Consider the following 24,032-nt stretch of genomic DNA (forward strand, 5'->3'; position numbering starts at 1 on the left):
ACGCTCCGCGCAGGCCCGTCTGCGTGGGTCAGACCAGGCGGTACATCCAGTCGTACGGGTCCTCGTAGCGGCCGTACTGGATGCCGGTGAGGCGGTCGTGGATCTGGTGGGTGACCTCCTGGCCGGAGATCGTCACGTCGAAGCCCTCGCCCTTGAGGTGGCCGAGGGGGACGACCACGGCGGCGGTGCCGCAGGCGAAGACCTCGGTCACCTTGCCGGACTCGATGTCCGCGAGCAGGCCCTCGAGGCTGATGGTGTCCTCGACGACCTTGCGGCCCTCGTCCTGGAGGAGGCGGATGATCGCGGAGCGGGTGTTGCCCTCGAGGATCGTGCCGGTCAGGTGCGGGGTGCGCACGGTGCCGTCGGCGTCGACGACCATGATGTTCATGCCGCCGAGCTCCTCGAGGTTCTTCTCGGTGACGTCGTCGAGGAAGCAGACCTGGTCGCAGCCCTGCTCGGCCGCCTGCTGCTGGGGCAGGAGGCTGGAGGCGTAGTTGCCGCCCGTCTTGGCGAAGCCGGTGCCGCCGCGGCCGGCGCGGTGGAAGTCCTGGGCCACCCAGATGCTGATGGGCTGGAGGCCGTGGGTGAAGTAGGCGCCGGACGGGGAGGCGATGACGTAGTAGTCGACGACGCCGCCGGCGTGCACGCCGAGGAAGGCCTCGGAGGCGAACATGTAGGGGCGCAGGTAGAGGGACTCGCCGTCGCCGGAGGGGACCCACTCCTGGTCGGCGCGCACGAGGTCGACGAGGGAGGCGATGAAGTCCTCCTCGGGGAGCTCGGGCAGCGCCAGGCGCCGGGCGGAGACGTTGAGGCGCGCGGCGTTGTAGCGAGGACGGAAGGTCCAGATGGAGCCGTCGGCGTGACGGTAGGCCTTGATGCCCTCGAAGACCTCCTGGCCGTAGTGGAGGACGGCGGCCGCCGGGGACAGGGAGATGTCGCCGAAGGCGACGGTCTCCTGGCTCCCCCAGCCCTCGCCGCGGGTCCAGCGGGCGTGGGTCATGTGGTCCGAGAAGACCTTGCCGAAGTGGAGGTCGGTGAGCGCCTGGGCGCGCTCGGCCTCAGTGGCGGGGTGCGCGTTGGGCACGAGCGGGAAGCGACCGGCGAGCTCGTCCGCGGCGGGGACGGGGACGGCGGCGGCCTTGGCCAGCGGGGTGACGAGCGAGTCGGGGGTGGAGGCGGCGTCAGACATGACCTCAGGCTACTGCGAGGCCCACCGACCGGACGGACAAGGCTCACATAGCGACCCAGACTCGACACGCTAGTGTGTTACTTGTGCCCCGCACACCCCATGCACGCCAGACGTCTAGCGCTGCCACACGCGCTCACAAGCGCGCCGCCCCCGCCGTCGCGGCGACACTGATCGTTCTGAGCGCCGCCGCATGCGGCATCGTCGGGAGCGGAACCAGCAAGGCCACGAAGGCGGCCCCCACCACGTCCGGCACCCCAGTCACGGTGTCGCTGGAGCTCCCCACTGCCGCCTCCGGCACGACACAGCCCTCGCCCAGCACGATCACGTTCGGGGCCCCGGTCATCGCCGGCTACGGCCGCCCGTCGTCCACGGCGACGGAGGCAACGGACGGAACCACCGCTGAGGCGACGTCCGCCGACGAGGAGACTACTGACGCGACGTGGAGCTCCCGGACGACGCGCTGCCCCTCACCGCCTAGGTGTCCTCGAGCTCGGCTCTGCTCGTGTCGGGAGCGGATGACCGCCAGCTGTCACGCGCTGCAGCCGAAGCTGCGCTCGACAGCTACGACGATGACGCCAGCACCGGCTCGAGCGAGGCGACGATCGGGACGTCCACGCCCTACGCGGGTATCAGCACCGCCTTCACCGCGAGCCTCGACGGGCAGGACGCTGACGGACGCTCCTTCACCCGCGTCTGGGGAGCGGACGGAGCGTCGCTCAAGGCCACGGAGATCTGTCCGGCCGGCGCCTTCGACGAGGCCGCCTGGAGCCTCGCGCTTGAGGGGACCGAGGTCAGCGGAGTCTCCACGACCTCCACGTGGCCTGGCGGAGAGCCCACCCCCTCGCCGGAGGCCTCTGAGGGCTCGACCGCGTCCTGAGGAGTCGGTCCCGCCCTGGCTCCCTCAGTACTGGGACAGGGGGGTCGCCGTCGGCGTAGGCGTCGCCGAGGGTCCGGCGACCGCAGCCTCATAGGTGGCCACGAGCGCCTCATAGCTGCTCAGCGCGACCTCGATGGCGTCCACGTACTCGCCCTCCAGCGCGGTCTCCACGACGTCGTGGTCGATCGTCAGCTGGTCCCCGGCCCAGGCGGCCAGGAAGGGCCGGATCTCGTCGGCACGGCGATCGAGGCCGTCGAGCGTCGAGGCCCTCTCGACGCGCACCTCGTTGAGGAGCTGCGCCGGCGCTGCCGAGGCGATGGCGGGCGCCTGTTCCGCGATGTTCTCCACAGCACCCGCGACACCCGCACTAGCGGAGTCGCTCGCCGCCGTCGCCGCTGCCGCGATGAAGTCCTCCGGAGCCGCCGTCGTCGTCGACTCCGCAGCCCCGTTTTCGCACGCTGCGAGGGACGCGAGGACGAGCAGTCCGGTCCCAGACAAGGTGAGTGATCTGAGCATCATACGCATGCCAGCAATTTAGTGGCACTGCCCCGGCATGGGAACGCGGGCCGGGTGCGAGATCCCTCTCGCCCCGGCCCGCGCCGTGAGTCGTGCGGGGACGCCGCGGCGTCCGCCCGTCTCAGTCGCGACGGAAGAGGTCGCGCGTGTAGACCTTGTCAGAGACGTCGGTGAGCTCGTCGTTCCAGCGGTTGGCGACGATGAGGTCGCAGCGCGCCTTGAACTCGGAGAGCTCGTGGATGACGGGCCAGCCGTAGAACTCGTCGACCTCGAGGGTCGGCTCGTAGATGACGACCGGGATGCCCTTGGCCTTGAGGCGCTCCATGACGCCCTGGATCGAGGACTCGCGGAAGTTGTCGGAGCCCGTCTTCATGGTGAGACGGTGGATGCCGACCACGGGGTGGGCGGTGCCGCCGTAGACGAGCTCGACGACGCGGTGGAGGATCTCCTCGGCGATGAAGTCCTTGCGGACGTCGTTGGCCTCGACGATGGCGCCGATGAGGCTCTGGGGGACGTCCTGGTAGTTCGCGAGGAGCTGCTTGGTGTCCTTGGGCAGGCAGTAGCCGCCGTAGCCGAAGGACGGGTTGTTGTAGTGAGAGGAGATGCGGGGGTCGAGGCCGACGCCCTTGATGATCGAGGTGGCGTCCAGCCCGCGGGTGCCGGCGTAGGTGTCGAGCTCGTTGAAGAAGGAGACGCGCAGGGCCAGGTAGGTGTTGGCGAAGAGCTTGACGGCCTCGGCCTCGGTGGAGCGCATGATGAGAACGGGGACGTCCTCGGCGCGGGCGCCCTCGACGAGGAGCTCGGCGAAGGTCCGGGCGGAGGCGGCCAGGGACTCCTGGTCCGCGGCGTTGGCGGGCACGCCCACGATGATGCGGCTCGGGTAGAAGTTGTCGTGGAGGGCGCTGCCCTCGCGGAGGAACTCCGGGGAGAAGAGGATGCGGGCGCCCGGGAAGCGCTCGGTGACCTCGGACGCGTAGCCGACCGGGACGGTCGACTTGATGATGATGGTCGCCTCGGGACGGGCCGCGAAGGCCGCCTCGACGACGCTCTCGACGAGCGAGGTGTCGAAGTAGTTCGTCGCCGGGTCGTAGTTCGTGGGCGTCGCGACGAGGACGAACTCGGCGCCGTCGTAGGCCTGCGCCGGGTCGGTCGTGGCCGTGAGGTCGAGCGAGCCGGAGGCGAGCTGCTCGGAGATGTCCGCGTCGACGATCGGCGAGGTGCCGCCGTTGATGAGCTCCACCTTGCGGGCGTTGACGTCCAGCGCGTGGACCTCGTTGTGCTGAGCCAGCAGCACGGCCAGCGACAGGCCGACGTAACCGGTGCCGGCGACGGCGATCTTCATCCGGGTTCCTCTCAGTGCTCTCACACGGACCGTTGCACCCTACAGCAGGACGCCGCCGCCGAACCCGCCTCAGGACAGCAGTGCGGAGACGATCGCGTCACCGATCTCGCGCGTGGAGCGCACGAGCGGGCTGCCGGCCCGGTTGGCCTCGGCGCGCGCGGCCATGTCGGCGTCGACGGCGGCCTCGACGCGGGCGGCGGCCTCGGGCTGCCCGATGTGATCCAGGAGCATGGCGACGGCGGAGATGGTGGCCGTCGGGTCGGCCTTGCCCTGGCCCGCGATGTCGGGGGCGGAGCCGTGGACGGGCTCGAACATGGAGGGGAACTCGCCGACGGGGTTGAGGTTGCCGGAGGCGGCCAGGCCGATGCCGCCGGTGACGGCGCCGGCCTCGTCGGTGAGGATGTCGCCGAAGAGGTTGTCGGTGACGATGACGTCGAAGCGGGCCGGGTCGGTCACCATGTAGATGGTGGCGGCGTCGACGTGGCTGTAGTGGACGGCGACCTCGGGGAACTCCTCCCCCACGGCCTCAACGGTGCGGCGCCACAGGTGGCCGGCGTTGACGAGGACGTTGTGCTTGTGGACGAGGGTGAGGTGCTTCTTGCGGGCCTGGGCCTTCTCGAAGGCGTAGCGGACGACGCGCTCGACGCCGAAGGCGGTGTTGACGCTGACCTCGGTGGCGATCTCGTGCGGGGTGCCGACGCGCACCGCGCCGCCGTTGCCGCAGTAGAGGCCCTCGGTGCCCTCGCGGACGACGACGAAGTCGATGTCGCCGGGGCTCGCGAGCGGCGTGGGGACGCCCGGGTAGTACTTCGAGGGCCGCAGGTTGACGTAGTGGTCCAGGGCGAAGCGCAGGCGCAGGAGGAGGCCGCGCTCGAGGGTGCCGGAGGGGACGGAGGGGTCGCCGACGGCGCCGAGGAGGATGACGTCCTGCGCCTTGATGGCCTCGAGGTCCTCGTCGGTGAGGGTCTCGCCGGTGCGGTGCCAGCGGTCGGCGCCGAGGTCGAAGGTCGTGGGCTCGATGGTGACGTCGGTGCCGGCGAGGGCGGCGTCGAGGACCTTGAGACCCTCGGGCACGACCTCCTTGCCGATGCCGTCGCCGGGGATCACTGCGAGCTTGATGGTCTTCTGGGAGGACTCAGTCATGGGACCAGGCTACGCAGAGCGGCCACCATCCGAGACCCGGGGTCCGGATGGTGGCCGCTTGCGAGGGCGCGCCGTGGGGCGCCGCGATCGGTGACGGTGCGTCAGCGATCAGCGGGCGACGGAGCCCTCCTCGTAGTCCTTGTCGACGTCGGAGCGCCAGGCGAACATGGAGCGGACCTCGTGGCCGACCTTCTCGATCGGGTGGGCCTCGCCCTCGGCGCGGAGCTTCTTGAACTCCGGGGCGCCGGCGGCCTGGTCGTCCATGAAGCGCTTGGCGAAGGTGCCGTCCTGGATGTCCTTGAGGACGGCCTTCATGTTCTCCTTGACGTCGGGCGTGATGACGCGCGGGCCGGAGACGTAGTCGCCGTACTCGGCGGTGTCGGAGCAGGACCAGCGCTGCTTGGAGATGCCGCCCTCGTTGATGAGGTCGACGATGAGCTTCATCTCGTGGCAGACCTCGAAGTAGGCCATCTCAGGCTGGTAGCCGGCCTCGGTGAGGACCTCGAAGCCGTACTGGATGAGCTTGGACAGGCCACCGCAGAGGACGTCCTGCTCACCGAAGAGGTCGGTCTCGGTCTCCTCGCGGAAGGAGGTCTTGAAGGCGCAGGCGCGGGTGCCGCCGATGCCCTTGGCGTAGGACAGGACGAGCGGCCAGGCGTTGCCGGTCGCGTCCTGCTCGACGCACACGAGGACCGGGACGCCGCGGCCGGCCTCGAACTCGCGGCGCACGGTGTGGCCGGGGCCCTTGGGGGCGACCATGATGACGTCGATGTCCTTGGACGGCTTGATGTAGCCGTAGTGGATGTTGAAGCCGTGGGCGAAGAGGAGGGCCGAGCCGGGCTTGATGTTGGGCTCGATCTCCTCGGCGTACAGCGTGGCCTGGACCTGGTCGGGGGCGAGGACGGTGATGACGTCCGCCCAGGCGACGGCCTCGGCGATGGGCTTGACGGTGAGCCCGGCCTCCTCGGCCTTGGCGACGGACTTGGAGCCCTCGCGCAGGCCGACGACGACCTCGACGCCCGAGTCGCGCAGGTTGAGCGCGTGGGCGTGGCCCTGCGAGCCGTAGCCGATGACGGCGACCTTCTTGCCCTGGATGACGGACAGGTCGGCGTCGTCGTCGTAGAACTTCTCAGCTGCCATGGTGAACTTCACTTCTCCTTGAGTTGGTCGGTGATGGATCGGGGGCCGCGCGTGATGGCGACGGCGCCGGACTGGACGATCTCCTTGACCCCGTAGGGCTCGAGGGCCTCGAGCAGCGCCTTGACCTTGTTCTCCGAGCCGACGGTCTCGATGACCACCGACGTCGGGGCGACGTCGACCACGTGCGCGCGGAAGAGGTCGACGATCTGGAGGACGGCCGTGCGGTTGGTGTCGTCGGCACGGACCTTGATGAGGTAGAGCTCGCGACCGACGGAGGTCTCCGGGTCGAGCTCGACGATCTTGAGCACGTTGACCAGCTTGTTGAGCTGCTTGGTCACCTGCTCCATCGCCTGACCCTCGGCGTCCGCGATGACCGTGATGCGCGAGACGTCCTCGTGCTCCGTCGGGCCGACGGCCAGCGAGTGGATGTTGAAGCCGCGGCGCGTGAAGAGCGCCGACACGCGCGTGAGGACGCCGGGCTTGTTCTCGACCAGGACGGACAGCGTGTGCTTCTCGCTCACGGTCTCACTCCTCTTCCCACTGGGGGCTCATGCCCCGCGCGTACTGGATCTCGTCGTTGGACACGCCGGCGGCCACCATGGGCCAGACCTGGGAGTCCGCGGAGCAGATGAAGTCGATGACGACCGGGCGGTCGTTGATGGCGTTGGCCTGCGCGATGACGTCGTCGACGTCCTCGAGGCGCTCGCAGCGCAGCCCGACGGCCCCGTAGGCCTCGGCCAGCTGGACGAAGTCGGGCACCCGCTGCGTCCCCGCACCGGTGTGGAGGTCCGTGTTGGAGTAGCGCTGCCCGTAGAAGAGCGTCTGCCACTGGCGGACCATGCCGAGCGAGGAGTTGTTGATGATCGCGACCTTGATCGGGATCTCGTTGAGGGTGCAGGTGGCCAGCTCCTGGTTGGTCATCTGGAAGCAGCCGTCGCCGTCGATGAGCCAGACCGGGCGGTCCGGCGCGCCGACCTTGGCGCCCATGGCGGCGGGCACGCCGTAGCCCATGGTGCCGGCGCCCGCGGAGGTGAGCCAGGTGTGCGGCTCGTGGAAGGACAGGTAGTGGGCGGCCCACATCTGGTGCTGGCCGACGCCGGTGACCCAGATCGTGTCCTCGCTCGCGCCCTTGTCGAGGTGCGTGAGCACCTCCTGGGGCTGGAGGAGGCCGTCGTCGGTGTCGGTCCACGACGTCGGGTAGGTGATGCGGATGTGCTCGACCTCGGTGAGCCACTGGTCGATGTCGGCGCGCTCCTCCTCGGCGAACTGGCGCTCGCAGGCCTTGGTGAGGGCGGGGACGACGTCCTTGAGGTCGCCGACGATCGGGACGTCCGCGGTGCGGATCTTGGAGATCTCGGCGGGGTCGACGTCGACGTGGATGACCGTGGCGCGGCGGGCGAAGGTGTCCGGCTTGCCGGTGACGCGGTCGTCGAAGCGGGCGCCGAGGCAGACGATGACGTCCGCGCGCTGGAGGGCGCCGACGGCGGCGACGGTCCCGTGCATCCCGGGCATGCCGAGGTTGAGCGGGTGGCCGCTCGGCAGGACGTCGAGCGCGGTGAGCGTCGTCGTGAAGGGGGCGCCGATGAGCTCGACGAGGGCGAGGAGGTCCTCCTGGGGGACGTCGGCGCGGTCGAGGCCACCGCCCAGGTAGAGGACGGGGCGCTCGGCGGAGGCGATGACCTCGGCGGCCTGGGCGAGCTTGCGCTGGTTGGGGCGGCCGGGCAGGGCGTAGCCGGGGAGCTCGAGGGCGCCGGCGGGCACGTACTCGATCTCCGTGGTCTGGGCGTCCTTGGTGACGTCGATGAGGACGGGGCCCGGGCGGCCGGTGGCGGCGATGCGGAAGGCCTCGGCGACGCGGGTCGGGATCTCCTCCGCCTTGGTCACGAGGAAGGAGTGCTTGACGAAGGGCATCGTCGCGCCGACGATGTCCGCCTCCTGGAAGGCGTCGGTGCCGATGGCGGCGGAGCCGACCTGACCGGTGATGGCGACCATGGGCACGGAGTCCATGTGGGCGTCGCCGATGGCGGTGATGAGGTTCGTGGCGCCGGGGCCCGAGGTGGCGACGCAGACGCCGACGCGCCCCGTGGCCATGGCGTAGCCCTCGGCCGCGTGACCGGCGCCCTGCTCGTGGCGGACGAGGACGTGGCGGATCCGGGAGCTCGAGAGCAGCGGGTCGTAGAACGGCAGGATGGCGCCTCCGGGCATGCCGAAGATGTCGGTGACGCCGATGTCCTCGAGCGCTCGCACGAGGGCCTGGGCGCCTGTCATCACCTGCCGGTCCTGGGTCGTGGAGGCGTCGGAGCGTTCCATCGATGCCCTCCTGTCCGTGTGGGTGGACCGACTCCGTGTCGGTGATGGGAACGTTACGCACATGTGTCACTAGGAGGGCCGTTGTCTCGCATCGTGGAATCACGGCTCAGTCCCCGAGATGGGAGGGCGTGCTCCACCCCGGACCGAAGTCCGCCCTTCGTGCACCTTACGGACGGCACAATTCTGCGGGAAACCAGCAGACTCACCCGCCCCGCAGCGTCGCGGGGCGCACGAAAGGCCGGGCAACGTCGTCGTGGTCATCGCACTCCTCTCCCACCTCGCGGAGAACGCCGTCCTCACCCTCTTCCTGCTCATCGGCATCGGGATGCTCGTCGGGCACGTCAAGGCGAAGGGGGTGAGCCTGGGCGCCGCCGCGGTCCTCTTCACGGGGATCCTGCTCGCGGCCTTCGCCGCCTCCAAGGGCGTCGTCATCGAGATCCCCGCCCCCATGGGCACGCTGGGCCTGGCGATCTTCACCTTCGCCATCGGCATCCAGTCCGGGCCGAACTTCTTCCACGTCATCAGGACCGCCGTCGGCCCGCTCGCCGTCATGCTCGTCGCCTTCATCGCCGCGGCGGCCACCGGCTACGGCGTCGGCAGCGCCCTGGGTCTGAGCCCCGCGATGATCGCCGGCGCCTACGCCGGTGCGCTGACGAACACGCCGTCGCTGGCAGCCGCGGGCAACGCCGCCACACTCGCCGGGAACGCCGACGGCGCCGCGATCGCCACCGTCGGCTACGCCGTCGCCTACCTCTACGGCGTCATCGGGATGCTCGTCTTCTGCCTCCTGGCGCTGCGCTACCGCCGCTCGGACCGGGACGCCCCCTCGCCGCTCGTCAACCGGACCGTGCGAGTCGAGCGCGCCGACTCCCCCATGCTCGGCGACCTCCTGGAGACGATCCCCGGCGAGCTGCGCTTCTCGCGCCTGCGCCGCGGCGAGACCGGGCCGATCACGAGGCCCAGCCGTGAGGACCGCCTCTACAAGGGCGACCTCGTCACCGTCGTCGGCACGCAGGACGCCGTCGGGCACGTGATCACGGCACTCGGCCACTCCTCGTCGCACTCCCTCATCGAGGACCGCCGCTACCTCGACTTCCGACGCATCACGGTCTCGGACCCCAAGCTCGCGGGCCGCACCATCTCCGACATCGACGTCGACCACAAGTTCGGCGCCACCATCTCCCGCGTGCGCCGCGGCGACGTTGACATGGTCGGCACGCCCGACCTCGTCCTCCAGCAGGGCGACCGCGTGCGCGTCGTCGCCCCGACCGGCCGCATCAGCGAGATCTCAAGGTTCTTCGGCGACTCGGCCCGCGGCCTGGCCTCGATCAACCCGATCGCGCTGGGCCTCGGCATGGCGCTCGGCATCGTCATCGGCGAGTGGAAGTTCCTCACACCGACCGGCTCGACCTTCTCCATCGGCTCGGCGGCCGGCACGCTCCTCATCGGGCTCCTCTTCGGCCGGATCGGGCGCATCCGCGGATTCGTCACGGCGCTGCCCTACACGGCGACGGCCGTGCTCTCCGAGTTCGGACTCCTCATGTTCCTCGCGCAGGCGGGCACGAAGGCCGGCGGCCAGATCGCCCACGCCTTCACGGGCGGCGACTGGTGGAAGATCCTCATCACCGGCTTCGTCATCACGACGATCGTGGGGCTCGCCCTCTACGCCTCGATGCGCTGGGGCTTCCACATGGGCGGCACGCGCCTGGCGGGCCTCATCGGCGGCGCGCAGACCCAGCCGGCGGTCCTGGCCTTCGCCAACGAGCGCACCGGATCGGACCCGCGCGTGGCCCTGGGCTACGCAATGGTCTACCCCGTGGCGATGATCGTGAAGATCTTCATCGCGCAGTTCCTCGGCGGGCTCTGAGGGACGCCCCTCCCCCGGCTGGACACGACATGACGACGGCGCCGCGGCCCTGGTGAGGGCCGCGGCGCCGTCGTGGTCGCGCGGCTGGGCGTCAGTGCTGCGTCACTCGTCGAGCTCGATGCCGTCCTCGACGATGACCTGCGGGGTCGCCGTGTTCCGGGCAGCGTCGGGCGTCGGGCCGCCCACCTCGTCCTCCGGCAGGATGACACGCACGGAGGTGGGGGTGTCGTGCCGCCAGTTGTGATCCGTGAGGATGCGGGCGAGCGCCAGGCCGACGCCGATCGCGGTGATGACGAAGAAGACCTCGGCGAGGTTCGACGCCGCCGAGCCGACGGCCACGTTCGCGTCCACGGTCGTGTTGTTGAGCGCGGAGACCGCCCGGTAGAAGGGCACGCCGGGAATCATGATGACGACGGCGGGCACGGACAGCGCCACTCGCGACAGGCTCGCCCGGTTGACGAAGAGCTGCGCGAGGAGGCCGATGGTGACGGCCGCGATGCCGACCGCCATCTGCCAGGGGACATTGAAGCAGTCGATGAGCAGGAGGCGCCCCGTGTTGGCCAGCGCGCCGACGATGGCGGCGAGCACGCAGGCCCGCGTGCCGGCATTGAAGAGCATGGCGAAGCCGTAGGCGGCGATGAAGGAGCAGAAGCAGCGCAGGAGGTTGAGGACCCAGCCGGTCGGGTAGGCGGTCGTCGTGGCGTCCACCTGCCAGTTGAAGACGTAGGTGACGCTCCACACCGCGACGCCCGCGGCCGCCATGGTCACCACGACGTAGGCGCCCCGGGAGATCGCGGAGGAGAAGTCCTGGCGCGCGAGGTCGAGCATGGACGTCACCATGGGAAACCCGGGGATGAGGAAGAGGATCGCGGAGATGATCCCTCCCTGGTGGTTCCCGGTGACGAGGCCGCCAGCGCTCAGGCCCGCCACGACGGCCATGTACACCGAGGAGGCGACGACGCCGCAGACGAGCCAGGTGAAGAAGTGCTGGTACTTCCGCTCGAGCATCTGGCGCCGCACCCACTGACCGATGAAGGCCGCGAGGAGCACGGTGAGGCACTCGACCCAGCCGCCCTTGTTGAGGAAGCAGAATCCCGCGCACGCGACGCCGGAGGCGGCGGCGTTGAGGAAGTCCCCGTAGAGCGTGCGCATGTGGTCGATCTCGTCGAGCTTCTCGTTGAGGTGCTCGACGGTCTCGTGAGCGTGGAGGTCGTGGACGATGCGGCGGAGCGCCTCGAGCTTGTCGACGTTGACGCCCACTCCCCTCACCTCGCAGGCCTCCGTGCGGAATCGGTCTCCGACGTAGGAGGAGGCGACGATCTCCGTCATCGTCACGGTGGCCTCATGGCGGTCGAGGCCGACGGCGGATGCCGCTCGGGCCATCGAGGACTTGATGCGGTAGGAACCAGCGCCGGCGGCGAGCATCATGCTTCCCAGCCGTAAGACGACGGCCGACTGGAGCATGAGCCGGTCCGCGTCCAGCGCCGGATCCGGGTCGTGCGAATCGAAGGGCTCAACGGAATGACTCACTGCGCCATCGTCCCTGCTCGATACGGCTCCGTACAGGCCTGAGGACCTAGGCCGAGAGGCGTGTCGCGTTCCGAGCACGAAAAGGGCCGCCGGCAGGACCGCCCTTGCGGGGCGGCCCTGCCGGCGGCCTCTTCACGTGTGTGCTCGGCGGTGTCCTACTCTCCCACACCCTAGCGAGTGCAGTACCATCGGCGCTGGGAGTCTTAGCTTCCGGGTTCGGAATGGGACCGGGCGTGAACCCTCCCGCTATGACCACCGAGACGACCAAACAGGCAACACACGGTCGTCGGAAAAACCACTATCCAACATGTCACACAACCCCGCCAGGTGAGGCTCGAGCCGTGACCGGCCGGCCCCCCCCTGTTGTTGTTCGGGGTTGGTGGGTTGGTCGTGAACCGCACAGTGGACGCAAGCGCAAAAGATCATTTCATCCCCCTGCCACGAACGTGGCCGGGGGGCGCGTGTTGTTTGTGTCGGCCAATTAGTACCGGTCAGCTCCAACCCTTGCAGGTCTTCCACACCCGGCCTATCAACCCAGTAGTCTACTGGGGGCCTACCACAACCCCGAAGGGTCGTGTGGAGACCTCATCTTGAAGATGGTTTCCCGCTTAGATGCTTTCAGCGGTTACCCATTCCGAACGTAGCCAACCAGCCATGCCCCGGGCGGGACAACTGGCACACCAGAGGTTCGTCCGTCCCGGTCCTCTCGTACTAGGGACAGGCCTTCTCAAGTCTCCTGCGCGCGCAGAGGATAGGGACCGAACTGTCTCACGACGTTCTAAACCCAGCTCGCGTACCGCTTTAATGGGCGAACAGCCCAACCCTTGGGACCTGCTCCAGCCCCAGGATGCGACGAGCCGACATCGAGGTGCCAAACCATGCCGTCGATATGGACTCTTGGGCAGGATCAGCCTGTTATCCCCGGGGTACCTTTTATCCGTTGAGCGACGACCCACCCACTCGGGATCGCCGGATCACTAGTTCCTACTTTCGTACCTGCTCGACCTGTCGGTCTCGCAGTCAAGCTCCCTTGTGCACTTGCACTCAACACCTGGTTGCCGACCAGGCTGAGGGAACCTTTGAGCGCCTCCGTTACACTTTAGGAGGCAACCGCCCCAGTTAAACTACCCACCAGGCACTGTCCCTGACCCGGATCACGGGCCGAGGTTCAGGCGCACGCCATAACCAGAGTGGTATTTCAACGACGACTCCACAACCACTGGCGTGGCCGCTTCACAGTCTCCCACCTATCCTGCACAAGTCATGGCGGGCGCCAATACCAAGCTATAGTAAAGGTCCCGGGGTCTTTCCGTCCTTCTGCGCGTAACGAGCATCTTTACTCGTAATGCAATTTCGCCGAGTTCATGGTGGAGACAGCGGAGAAGTCGTTACGCCATTCGTGCAGGTCGGAACTTACCCGACAAGGAATTTCGCTACCTTAGGATGGTTATAGTTACCACCGCCGTTTACTGGGGCTTAAATTCACCGCTTCACCCGAAAGGGGTTGACGGTTCCTCTTAACCTTCCAGCACCGGGCAGGCGTCAGTCCGTATACATCGCCTTGCGGCTTCGCACGGACCTGTGTTTTTAGTAAACAGTCGCTTCTCCCTGGTCTCTGCGACCCTCACCCCTAGCCCGCAAGGAGCTTCAAGGCTTGGGCCCCCCTTCTCCCGAAGTTACGGGGGCATTTTGCCGAGTTCCTTCACCATGATTATCTCGTGCGCCTAGGCATACTCTGCCCGACCACCTGTGTCGGTTTAGGGTACGGGCGGCTGGCACCATCGCGTCGAGGCTTTTCTCGGCACCCCAGGATCACCCTACTTCCCCACCCAAATGGGCGGGTCACCATCACGTCTGACCCTCATGCTGCCCGGATTTGCCTAGGCAGCGGGCTGCTCGCTTGAACGGGCCAAGCCATTAGGCCCGCGGAGGCTACCACTGTGCGTCACCCCTGTTAATACGCTTGCCTACCTGCACGGAGGGTCCCCAGACCAACAACCACCACGACACGGACCACCGAAGTGATCACATGACGCGTTCGTGGCCATCGGCGTGGGTTAGCACCCGCGCGTCAGCATGGGCGGTGCTTCGCCGGTACGGGAATATCAACCCGTCGTCCATCGACTACGCCTGTCGGCCTCGCCTTAGGTCCCGACTCACCCAGGGCGGACTAGCCTGGCCCTGGAACCCTTGGTCATTCGGCGCTAGGGTTTCTCACCCTAGTGTCGCTACTCATGCCTGCATTCTCACTCCCGCACCATCCACCCCTGGATCACTCCGAGGCTTCACCCGGTGCAGGACGCTCCCCTACCACCCGCAACCCCTGCCACGTCCATCAAGGGACAGGAGAGTACACGCTGCGGATCCGCGGCTTCGGCGGTGTGCTTGAGCCCCGCTACATTGTCGGCGCACGATCACTTGACCAGTGAGCTATTACGCACTCTTTCAAGGGTGGCTGCTTCTAAGCCAACCTCCTGGTTGTCTGCGCGACCGCACATCCTTTCCCACTTAGCACACGCTTAGGGGCCTTAGCCGGCGATCTGGGCTGTTTCCCTCTTGACCACGGAGCTTATCCCCCGCAGTCTCACTGCCCCGCTGTAACCCGAACGGCATTCGGAGTTTGGTTGACGTCACTAACCCTGTGGGGCCGATCAGCCACCCAGTAGCTCTACCTCCGCCGGGGACCACGGGACGCTGCACCTAAATGCATTTCGGGGAGAACCAGCTATCACGGAGTTTGATTGGCCTTTCACCCCTACCCACAGCTCATCCCCTCCATTTTCAACTGAAGTGGGTTCGGTCCTCCACACGCTCTTACACGTGCTTCAACCTGGCCATGGGTAGATCACCCCGCTTCGGGTCTAGACCGTGCCACTAAAACGCCCTTTAGGACTCGCTTTCGCTACGACTCCCCCCAACGGGTTAACCTCGCGACACAGCACTAACTCGCAGGCTCATTCTTCAATAGGCACGCCATCAGCCCAGCAGGCCTCTGACGGCTTGTAAGCGCCCGGTTTCAGGTACTATTTCACTCCCCTCCCGGGGTACTTTTCACCATTCCCTCACGGTACTATCCGCTATCGGTCATCAGGAAGTATTCAGGCAACCAAGTGGTCTTGGCAGATTCACACAGGATTCCACGAGCCCCGTGCTACTCGGGCAACGCACCCACACAGCCCACACAGTTTCGCCTACGGGGGTCTCACCCACTACGCCTCCCCTTCCCAGAGGATTCAGCTACCATGCGAGTTTCTCACTGCGCCCCACGCCGGCAGACATGAGAAAGATGCGCCCCACAACACCGCAACCGCAACCCCTGCCGGGTCATCACACGGAAACGGTTTAACCATCATCCGCTTTCGCTCGCCACTACTCACGGAATATCTTCTCCTGCGGGTACTGAGATGTTTCACTTCCCCGCGTCACCCCCTACACCCTATGAATTCAGATGCAGGTGACACCACATAACTGGTGCCGGGTCCCCCCATTCGGAAACCCTCGGATCACAGCCCGTTAGCCGGCTCCCCGAGGCATATCGCAGGCCACCACGTCCTTCATCGGCTCCTGATGCCAAGGCATCCACCGAACGCTCAAAAAAACAAACAAAACATGCAACAACCACAAGACCAACAGGCCTCATGATTGACAAAGATCAAAGATGCTCGCGTCCACTATGCAGTTCACAACCAACCCACCCACACCACCACCCACCAACAACCATCAAGGGCTGCGAGCTTCGTGCGGTGAGGCGCCAGGGCCACCAACCCCCCAAACAGAGGGCCGGCACTGTGTTGCCCCAGAACCCCGACAGTGCGCCACCCCCGCAACCACCCCCAGGCGAACCCGGGGAGGGACGGGGGCACCACCAACAAGCAGCCCCCACCAAAGGAGAGGACCACCTGCACGGTGATGTGCTCATTCATGCCGATAGCGTTCCAACCCCGCACCACCAACCGACCAACCACTGTCCGGCTGGCCCGTCACCGGTGGTGACTCATAGAAGGGCTCCTTAGAAAGGAGGTGATCCAGCCGCACCTTCCGGTACGGCTACCTTGTTACGACTTCGTCCCAATCACCAGCCCCACCTTCGACCGCTCCCCGTAGGGCCACGGGCTTCGGGTGTTGCCGACTTTCATGACGTGACGGGCGGTGTGTACAAGGCCCGAGAACGTATTCACCGCAGCGTTGCTGATCTGCGATTACTAGCGACTCCAACTTCACGGTGTCGAGTTGCAGACACCGATCCGAACTGAGACCGGCTTTAAGGGATTCGCTCCACCTCACGGTATCGCAACCCACTGTACCGGCCATTGTAGCATGCGTGAAGCCCAAGACATAAGGGGCATGATGATTTGACGTCATCCCCACCTTCCTCCGAGTTGACCCCGGCAGTCCCCCGCGAGTCCCCACCACGACGTGCTGGCAACACGGGACGAGGGTTGCGCTCGTTGCGGGACTTAACCCAACATCTCACGACACGAGCTGACGACAACCATGCACCACCTGTGAAAGCGCCCCACAAGGGGGAGACCACATCTCTGCGGCGGTCACTCACATGTCAAGCCTTGGTAAGGTTCTTCGCGTTGCATCGAATTAATCCGCATGCTCCGCCGCTTGTGCGGGCCCCCGTCAATTCCTTTGAGTTTTAGCCTTGCGGCCGTACTCCCCAGGCGGGGCACTTAATGCGTTAGCTACGGCGCGGAAACCCCGGAAAGAGCCCCCACACCTAGTGCCCAACGTTTACGGCGTGGACTACCAGGGTATCTAATCCTGTTCGCTCCCCACGCTTTCGCTCCTCAGCGTCAGTAACGGCCCAGAGACCCGCCTTCGCCACCGGTGTTCTTCCTGATATCTGCGCATTCCACCGCTACACCAGGAGTTCCAGTCTCCCCTACCGCACTCAAGCCGGCCCGTACCCACCGCAAGCCCCCAGTTAAGCCAGGGGATTTCACGACAGACGCGACCAGCCGCCTACGAGCTCTTTACGCCCAATAATTCCGGACAACGCTTGCGCCCTACGTATTACCGCGGCTGCTGGCACGTAGTTAGCCGGCGCTTCTTATCCAGCTACCGTCAACCAAGCCAATAAGGCCTGGCCTGCTTCACTGGCGAAAGAGGTTTACAACCCGAAGGCCTTCATCCCTCACGCGGCGTCGCTGCATCAGGCTTGCGCCCATTGTGCAATATTCCCCACTGCTGCCTCCCGTAGGAGTCTGGGCCGTGTCTCAGTCCCAGTGTGACCGTCCACCCTCTCAGGCCGGCTACCCGTCAAAGCCTTGGTAGGCCATCACCCCACCAACAAGCTGATAGGCCGCGAGCCCATCCCCCACCAGAAAAACCTTTCCAAACCCCACCATGCGGCAGGGAATGAGTATCCCGTATTAGCTACCGTTTCCGGCAGTTATCCAGAAGAAGGGGGCAGGTTACTCACGTGTTACTCACCCGTTCGCCACTCATCCACCCCAGCAAGCTGGGGCTTCACCGTTCGACTTGCATGTGTTAAGCACGCCGCCAGCGTTCGTCCTGAGCCAGGATCAAACTCTCCAAAAAAACTTGTCAAGAACAACCCACAATAGCCAAGGCCCCAGCAGGGCAGCCACGCAGGAAGCCAAACAATAAACAACTCAGAGAAAAAACATCTCCAGGCTCAACCCACCCCGCAACCGACGAGGAAGCCGGGGTGAGCAAACCAAAACAAAACAAACAAACCAAACAACCAAACCACCCCACAACAGGGCAGCACCAGCCATCCAGAATGCTCACTATGGCATAAAAAACATGACACACTATCGAGTTCTCAAACAACACACCCACCCGGCTCTCATTGCTACGTTTCCGTAACAACTCGCTCCGGCGAGCGACCTACACAACTTTAAGGATCCGTTCGCCTGATGTCAACTTCGAGGAATTGCTCTCGGTCACATCGGAGGAGGCCTCCATGTTGTGCGTTGCGTTGCCGTGCCAGGCTTTCGCGGGCCTGCCGTGCGGCGCAACGGGCTGTACTTTAGGCAGCCGCCCCCCTACCGGGTCAAACCGAGAACGCATGATCCGAGCCACAGCTCGTCACGCCGCCGTCGCCGCCCGTTCACCCTCCCGGGGCGAGCCCCGCAAGGCGCTGGGACGACGGTCCCGACTCCGCCACTGTCGTCGGACAACCGCCCGCAACACACCCATGCAAGATCTGCACAGTCCTTGCATGCTCAACTTGCACGTGCTGCACTACGGCTCCGGTTCAATTCAACCCTCAACATTCCCAGCGGGCCCACCCCAGGTCCGCGCGATATCCAAGGAGACACAGTGGCCTCCACTGACACCATGGCCAAGGACGTCGTCCGCGGCGAGGACCGAGTCACCTCCGCCGCCGGCCGCAAGGTCCTCGCGGTCCTGCGCATCATCATCGGCTTCTACTTCCTGTGGGCCTTCATCGACAAGACCTTCGGCTTCGGCTTCGCCACCGCTCACGAGAAGGCCTGGATCCGCGGGGGCACCCCCGCCCAAGGCTTCATCAAGTTCGTCGCCGCCAAGAGCCCCTTCAGCGGCTTCTTCAACCTCTTCGCCAACTCCTTCGGCGACATCCTCTTCATGCTCGGGCTCCTGGCCATCGGCACCGCCCTCATCCTCGGCATCGGCCTCAAGGTCACCTCCGTGGCCGCCCCGCTGCTCCTCCTCTTCATGTACCTCGCCGAGTGGCCCATCGCCACGGGCGGCACCGAGGACGCCGCGACCAACCCGATCGTCGACGACCACTGGGTCATGGCCTTCGCCATCATCTTCTTCATGCTCGTGCGCGCCGGCGACACCTGGGGCCTCGGCAAGTGGTGGCGCGGCCTCGTCGACGAGTCCTGGCTCCGCTGACCCCTCCCCCACCCGCCGCGGCGATCCCGTGGCACCACGCAGAACCCCGGTCGAGCAGCTCGCTCGACCGGGGTTCTCCCGTACCCGTGCCGCGGGCTCCGCAGAGACCGCGCCGGTCCGTCGTCAGGACTCAGAGGCCAGACGACGGACCGCCGAGGCGACGGCGTCGGCGACCCTCGTGTCGAAGGCGCCCGGGATGATGTAGACGGGGCTCAGATCCTCGTCCGGGATGACCGAGGCGATGCCCTCGGCCGCCGCGCGCAGCAGCTCCACCGAGATGTCCGTGATGCCCGTGTCGAGCAGGCCGCGGAACAGGCCCGGGAAGGCCAGGACGTTGTTGATCTGGTTCGGGAAGTCCGAACGGCCCGTCGCCACCACCGCGGCGCGGTCGGCGGCACCGATCGGGTCCACCTCCGGTGTCGGGTTCGCCATCGCGAAGACGATCGCGTCCTCCGCCATGACGGAGAGGTCCGCCGGCTCGAGGATGTTGCCCGAGGAGACGCCGATGAGGACGTCCGCGCCGGCCAGCCCCTCCTTGAGCGAGCCCGTCACGCCGCGCCGGTTCGTGTGCTCCGCCAGCCAGCGCCGGTGCTCGTTCATCCCCTCCGTGTGGGCGGCGTCGAGCGCCCCGGAGCGGCCGTAGCCGACGATGTCGGTGGCTCCGGACGCCATGAGCAGCCTGGCGATCGCCGATCCGGCGGCGCCGACGCCGGACAGGACGATCCGCACGTCCTCGATCCGCTTGCCCACCACCTTGAGCGCGTTGATGAGCGCCGCCAGCGTCACGATCGCGGTGCCGTGCTGGTCGTCGTGGAAGACGGGGATGTCGAGCTCCTCGCGCAGGCGCGCCTCGATGTCGAAGCACTTCGGGGCCGCGATGTCCTCGAGGTTGATGCCGCCGTAGGCCGGGGCGATCGCCTTGACGATCGCGATGATCTCCTCGGGGTCCTTCGTGTCCAGCGCGACCGGCCAGGCGTCGACCCCGCCGAACTGCTTGAACAGGACCGCCTTGCCCTCCATGACGGGCATCGCCGCCGCCGGGCCGATGTCGCCCAGTCCGAGCACGGCGGTTCCGTCGGTGACGACGGCGACCGTGTTCTTCTTGATGGTGAGCTGGCGGGCGCGCTCGGGGTGGTCGTGGATCGCCTTGCAGACGCGGGCCACGCCGGGCGTGTAGACGCGAGCGAGGTCGCGCCGGTTGTTGATCGGGTAGCGGGGGCTGATCTCGATCTTGCCGCCGACGTGGGCGAGGAAGGTCGAGTCACCGACGTTGTGCACCTCGACGCCGTCGATCGCCTTGAGGGCCTCGACGAGCTCGGTGCGGTGGCGGGAGTCGCGCGTGTCCGCGGTGAGGTCGACGGTGAGGCGGTCGCCGTCGGTGTCCGCGACGTCGACGCCGTTGACGATGGCGCCGACGCTCGAGGCCGTGTCGACGAGGGTGGTCACCGCCTTCTGCGAGGCGGGCACCGAGAGGTGCAGGGCGACGGTGTAGCTGGGGCTGGGCTGCGCCATGGGGCTCCTTCGTGGGCGGGCGGCACGACGTCGTGCGGTCCTGGTGGGGTCCTTCGGCACGAGCCTACCGGCGTTCGGGCGGCGGCGACCGGGACAGCGGTCCGGGAACCGGCGTCCGCCGCGTACGACGGACGGGCCGGGCACGACGGACGGGCCGGGCCCCGTGAGGAGCCCGACCCGTCCGGGTGGTGCTGGTGCTGAGAACTGCGGTACGACCGAGCTCAGCGCATGGTGCGACCGAACTCGCGAGCAGGATGTCCCGATCTCGAGGTCAGGATGTCCCGATCTCGCGAGAAGGGGCGGGGTGGTTACTGGGCGACACGCTCCATGACGAGCTCGCGCACGCGCCTGGCGTCCGCCTGCCCCTTCGTCGCCTTCATGACCGCGCCGACGATCGCGCCGGCCGCCTGCACCTTGCCGCCGCGGATCTTGTCCGCGACGTCCGGGTTGGCGGCGAGGGCCTCGTCCACCGCGGCCAGCAGCGCCGAGTCGTCCGAGACGACCTCGAGGCCGCGGGCCTCGACGACCGCCTCCGGGTCGCCCTCGCCGGCGAGCACGCCCTCGAGGACCTGGCGGGCCAGCTTGTCCGTGAGGCGACCGTCGTCGACGAGCTTCTGCAGCTGCGCGACCTGCTCCGGCGTCACCGGGAGCTCCTCGAGGGAGGTCTCCTGCTCCTTGGCCTTGCGGGCGAGCTCGCCCATCCACCACTTGCGGGCCGCCTGGCCGGAGGGGCCGGCCAGCGTCGTGGCCTCGATGAGCTCGAGCGCGCCGGCGTTGACGACGTCGCGCATCTCCTCGTCCGCGAGGCCCCACTCCTCCTTGAGGCGACGGCGCTTGGCGGCCGGCATCTCCGGGAGGGACTGGCGGATCTCCTCGACCCACTCGCGGCTCGGGGCCACGGGGACGAGGTCCGGCTCCGGGAAGTAGCGGTAGTCGTCGGCGTCGGACTTGACGCGACCGGGCTTGGTCGTGCCGTCGGCCTGGCCGTGACGCGTCTCCTGGAGGACCGTGCCGCCTGCGGCGAGGATCGCCGCCTGGCGCTGGATCTCGTAGCGGATGACGCCGTCGATCCCGCGGAAGGTGTTGACGTTCTTCGTCTCCGTGCGGGTGCCGAGCGGCGCGTCCGGGGACTCGCGCAGAGACACGTTGACGTCCGCGCGGACGTTGCCGCGCTCCATGCGGGCCTCGGAGACTCCGAGGGCCCGGAAGATGTCGCGCAGGGTGCGCACGTAGGCGCTGGCGACCTCGGGGGCCTTCGCGCCCGCCCCGATGATGGGATGGGAGACGATCTCGACCAGCGGCACGCCGGCGCGGTTGTAGTCGACCAGCGAGTGGTCGGCGCCCTCGATGCGGCCGTCGGCGCCGCCGATGTGCGTGTTCTTGCCGGCGTCCTCCTCCATGTGGGCGCGCTCGATCGGCACCGTGAAGAAGGAACCGTCCTCGAGCTCGACCTCGAGGGCGCCCTCGTAGGCGATCGGCTCGTCGCTCTGGGAGGTCTGGAAGTCCTTGGCGAGGTCCGGGTAGAAGTAGTTCTTCCGGGCGAAGCGGCAGGACTCGGCGATGGAGCAGCCCAGCGCAAGACCGATGCGGATCGCGTACTCGACGCCCTTCTTGTTGACCACGGGCAGGGCGCCGGGCAGGCCGACGCTCGTGGGGGTCACGCGGGAGTTGGGCTCGCCGCCGAAGGTGTTGGGGGCAGCGTCGAACATCTTGGTCGCGGTGCCGAGCTCGACGTGCACCTCGAGCCCGATGACGGGGTCGAAGCGCTCAACGGCCTCGTCGTAGTCCATGAGCTCATCAGCCATGGCTCAGGCCTCCTTCTCGTTCAGCTCGGGGGCGCGGTCCAGCAGGTGGCCGCCCCAGGACTCCTCCAGCGCGGCCTCCAGGACGGCGCCGACGCGGTAGAGGCGGTCGTCGGCCCGCTGCGGGGCGAGCACCTGGAAGCCGACGGGCAGGCCGTCGTCAGAGAGCCCCGAGGGCAGGGACATGCCGGGGACGCCGGCGAGGTTCGCCGGGATGGTCGTGACGTCCATGGCGTACATGGCCATGGGGTCGTCCTTCTCGCCGAACCTGTAGGCGGTGGTCGGCGCAGTCGGTGAGACGAGGACGTCGTACGTCGACCAGGCGGCGGCGAAGTCGCGCTGGACGAGGGTGCGGACCTTCTGGGCGGAGCCGTAGTAGGCGTCGTAGTAGCCGGCCGAGAGCACGTGCGTGCCCAGGATGATGCGGCGCTTGACCTCGTCGCCGAAGCCGGCGCCGCGGGTAGCGGCCATGACCGTCTCCGCGGTGACCGGGCCCTCGCCGGGCTCGACGCGCAGGCCGTAGCGCATGCCGTCGTAGCGGGCGAGGTTCGAGGAGACCTCCGCGGGCATGATGAGGTAGTAGGCGTCCAGCGCGTACTCGAGGTTCGGCAGCGAGACCGTCTCGATGGTCACGCCGGCGGACTCGAGCAGCGTCAGGGCCGCGTGGAAGGAGTCCACGACGCCCGGCTGGTAGGCCTCACCGCCGTCGAGCTCGGCGATGACGCCGACCCGCAGGCCCGTGAGGTCGCGCCCGGCCTGGGCGGCGCGCACGACGTCGGCCATGCCGCGCGGGGCGTCGGACAGCGACGTCGAGTCCAGCTCGTCGTAGGAGGCGATGACGTCGTGGAGGAGGGCCGTGTCCAGGACGGTGCGGCCCATGGGGCCGGGGGTGTCCAGGGACGAGGCCATGGCGATGACGCCGAAGCGGGAGACGGTGCCGTAGGTCGGCTTGACACCGACGGTGCCGGTGACGGCCGCGGGCTGGCGGATCGAGCCGCCCGTGTCCGTGCCCAGCGCGATCGGGGCCTCAAAGGCGCCGACGGCGGCCGCGGAGCCGCCCGAGGAGCCGCCGGGGATGCGGCCGAGGTCCCAGGGGTTGGCGGTGCGTCCGAAGGCGGAGTGCTCGGTGGAGCCGCCCATGGCGAACTCGTCGAGGTTCGTCTTGCCGAGGATCGGCAGGTGGGCGGCGCGCAGGTTCGCGACGGCGGTCGCGTCGTACGGCGGGACCCATCCCTCGAGGATCCTCGAGGCGGCGGTCGTGACCTGGCCGCGGGTGACGAAGAGGTCCTTGACGGCGACCGGCACGCCGGTGAGCTCGCCGACTCCCTCGCCGGAGCGGCGGGCCTCGTCGGCGGCGTCCGCGTCAGCCAGGGCCTTCCCGGCGGAGACGTCGAGGAAGGCGCCCACGGCGCCGTCGACGGCGGTGATGCGGTCGAGGTGCGCCTGGGTCAGCTCGCGGGAGGAGACCTCCCCGGCGGCCAGGGCGGCGGCCTGCTCGGCCGCGGTGCACTTGATAAGGGTCGAGGCGTCGGTCATGAGGCGGAGTCCTCTCCCAGGATCTGCGGCACGAGGAACATGGACTCCTCGCTGGCCGGGGCGCCGGCGAGCAGCTCGTCGACGTCGAGGGTCGGCCCCGCGACGTCCTCGCGCAGCACGTTGGTCAGCGGAACGGGGTGCGAGGTGGCCGGCAGGTCCAGCGTGACCACGCTCGTGACCCGGGCGAAGGAGGACGCGACGGCGTCCAGCTCACCAGCCAGGCGCGTCACCTCCTCGTCCGTCAGGGCCACGCGCGCGAGCGCCGCGACGCGGGCGACCTCGTCCTTGGAGATGGCAGACATGGGGCGAGTGTATCCACCCGGCCGGGCGGCGCCGTCATCCGCGTGACACCTCGGACGGCGGGCTCCTCGCATCGCGGGGACCACCTCCTCCCCATGCACCACCTCACACGG

15 protein-coding genes and 3 rRNA genes are annotated in these 24,032 nt (G+C 67.6%); 3 read left to right on the top strand and 15 right to left on the bottom strand.

The annotated features are described in order from the left end of the window. Positions 1-28: 28 nt before the first annotated feature. Positions 29-1,189 carry a branched-chain amino acid aminotransferase gene (locus AXF14_RS00325; RefSeq protein ID WP_067938963.1) on the bottom strand — a complete coding sequence of 387 codons (1,161 nt, stop codon included), beginning with the start codon at positions 1,187-1,189 and terminating at the stop codon, positions 29-31. 502 nt (positions 1,190-1,691) lie between these two features. On the opposite strand from AXF14_RS00325, the gene AXF14_RS00335 reads away from it, so the two are divergent. Continuing rightward, complete coding sequence (locus AXF14_RS00335) at positions 1,692-2,066, top strand: hypothetical protein (RefSeq protein ID WP_150118368.1); 375 nt, start codon at positions 1,692-1,694, stop codon at positions 2,064-2,066. A 24-nt stretch (positions 2,067-2,090) separates the two neighbouring features. On the opposite strand, the gene AXF14_RS00340 is transcribed toward AXF14_RS00335, so the two are convergent. The 6 genes from AXF14_RS00340 to AXF14_RS00365 all read right to left on the bottom strand — a co-directional run bounded on the left by AXF14_RS00340 (position 2,091) and on the right by AXF14_RS00365 (position 8,580). Next, on the bottom strand, positions 2,091-2,591 hold the full coding sequence (locus AXF14_RS00340; RefSeq protein WP_150118369.1) for a hypothetical protein: 501 nt from the start codon (positions 2,589-2,591) through the stop codon (positions 2,091-2,093). A 112-nt stretch (positions 2,592-2,703) separates the two neighbouring features. After that, positions 2,704-3,924, bottom strand: a complete 1,221-nt coding sequence (locus AXF14_RS00345) for a nucleotide sugar dehydrogenase (RefSeq protein WP_067938974.1) — start codon at positions 3,922-3,924, stop codon at positions 2,704-2,706. 69 nt (positions 3,925-3,993) lie between these two features. Next, positions 3,994-5,067, bottom strand: a complete 1,074-nt coding sequence (locus tag AXF14_RS00350) for a 3-isopropylmalate dehydrogenase (protein ID WP_067938978.1) — start codon at positions 5,065-5,067, stop codon at positions 3,994-3,996. Between the two features lie 108 nt (positions 5,068-5,175). Then, positions 5,176-6,207 (bottom strand): ketol-acid reductoisomerase, encoded by a 1,032-nt coding sequence (ilvC, locus tag AXF14_RS00355; RefSeq protein WP_067943806.1) that lies wholly within the window; start codon positions 6,205-6,207, stop codon positions 5,176-5,178. Between the two features lie 8 nt (positions 6,208-6,215). Further along, the gene (gene ilvN, locus AXF14_RS00360; protein WP_067938980.1) at positions 6,216-6,728 is read right to left on the bottom strand and encodes an acetolactate synthase small subunit; all 513 of its coding nucleotides are present in this window, start codon (positions 6,726-6,728) and stop codon (positions 6,216-6,218) included. Between the two features lie 4 nt (positions 6,729-6,732). Next, a complete protein-coding gene (locus AXF14_RS00365; protein WP_084355231.1) occupies positions 6,733-8,580 on the bottom strand; it encodes an acetolactate synthase large subunit in 1,848 nt (615 codons plus the stop codon). 190 nt (positions 8,581-8,770) lie between these two features. Between AXF14_RS00365 and AXF14_RS00370 the strand changes: the two genes are divergently transcribed. Then, positions 8,771-10,384 (top strand): aspartate:alanine exchanger family transporter, encoded by a 1,614-nt coding sequence (locus AXF14_RS00370; protein WP_067938985.1) that lies wholly within the window; start codon positions 8,771-8,773, stop codon positions 10,382-10,384. A 102-nt stretch (positions 10,385-10,486) separates the two neighbouring features. On the opposite strand, the gene AXF14_RS00375 is transcribed toward AXF14_RS00370, so the two are convergent. From AXF14_RS00375 to AXF14_RS00395, 4 genes are all read right to left on the bottom strand, one after another. Beyond that, positions 10,487-11,848: a threonine/serine exporter family protein gene (locus AXF14_RS00375; protein WP_150118496.1), complete on the bottom strand. Its 1,362-nt coding sequence runs from the start codon at positions 11,846-11,848 to the stop codon at positions 10,487-10,489. 208 nt (positions 11,849-12,056) lie between these two features. Continuing rightward, positions 12,057-12,174: ribosomal RNA gene (gene rrf, locus AXF14_RS00380) — 5S ribosomal RNA — on the bottom strand. Between the two features lie 202 nt (positions 12,175-12,376). Further along, positions 12,377-15,520 (bottom strand): 23S ribosomal RNA (locus AXF14_RS00385). Between the two features lie 407 nt (positions 15,521-15,927). Beyond that, positions 15,928-17,464, bottom strand: a 16S ribosomal RNA gene (locus tag AXF14_RS00395). The 16S, 23S and 5S rRNA genes sit together here, the layout of an rRNA operon. Positions 17,465-18,211: 747 nt before the next feature. On the opposite strand from AXF14_RS00395, the gene AXF14_RS00400 reads away from it, so the two are divergent. Then, the gene (locus tag AXF14_RS00400) at positions 18,212-18,769 is read left to right on the top strand and encodes a DoxX family protein (protein ID WP_236755696.1); all 558 of its coding nucleotides are present in this window, start codon (positions 18,212-18,214) and stop codon (positions 18,767-18,769) included. A gap of 123 nt (positions 18,770-18,892) precedes the next feature. Here AXF14_RS00400 and AXF14_RS00405 read toward each other — a convergent pair whose 3' ends face one another. The 4 genes from AXF14_RS00405 to gatC form a co-directional block, all read right to left on the bottom strand. Continuing rightward, positions 18,893-20,281: an NAD-dependent malic enzyme gene (locus AXF14_RS00405; protein ID WP_067938991.1), complete on the bottom strand. Its 1,389-nt coding sequence runs from the start codon at positions 20,279-20,281 to the stop codon at positions 18,893-18,895. Between the two features lie 308 nt (positions 20,282-20,589). After that, positions 20,590-22,086 carry an Asp-tRNA(Asn)/Glu-tRNA(Gln) amidotransferase subunit GatB gene (gene gatB, locus AXF14_RS00410; protein ID WP_067938993.1) on the bottom strand — a complete coding sequence of 499 codons (1,497 nt, stop codon included), beginning with the start codon at positions 22,084-22,086 and terminating at the stop codon, positions 20,590-20,592. A gap of 3 nt (positions 22,087-22,089) precedes the next feature. Beyond that, positions 22,090-23,619: an Asp-tRNA(Asn)/Glu-tRNA(Gln) amidotransferase subunit GatA gene (gene gatA, locus AXF14_RS00415; RefSeq protein ID WP_067938995.1), complete on the bottom strand. Its 1,530-nt coding sequence runs from the start codon at positions 23,617-23,619 to the stop codon at positions 22,090-22,092. Continuing rightward, positions 23,616-23,921 (bottom strand): Asp-tRNA(Asn)/Glu-tRNA(Gln) amidotransferase subunit GatC, encoded by a 306-nt coding sequence (gene gatC / locus AXF14_RS00420; protein WP_067938997.1) that lies wholly within the window; start codon positions 23,919-23,921, stop codon positions 23,616-23,618. Before gatC ends, gatA begins: the two co-directional genes overlap by 4 nt. Positions 23,922-24,032 lie beyond the last annotated feature (111 nt).

The organism is Actinomyces radicidentis (assembly GCF_001553565.1).
Lineage (GTDB): Bacteria > Actinomycetota > Actinomycetes > Actinomycetales > Actinomycetaceae > Actinomyces > Actinomyces radicidentis.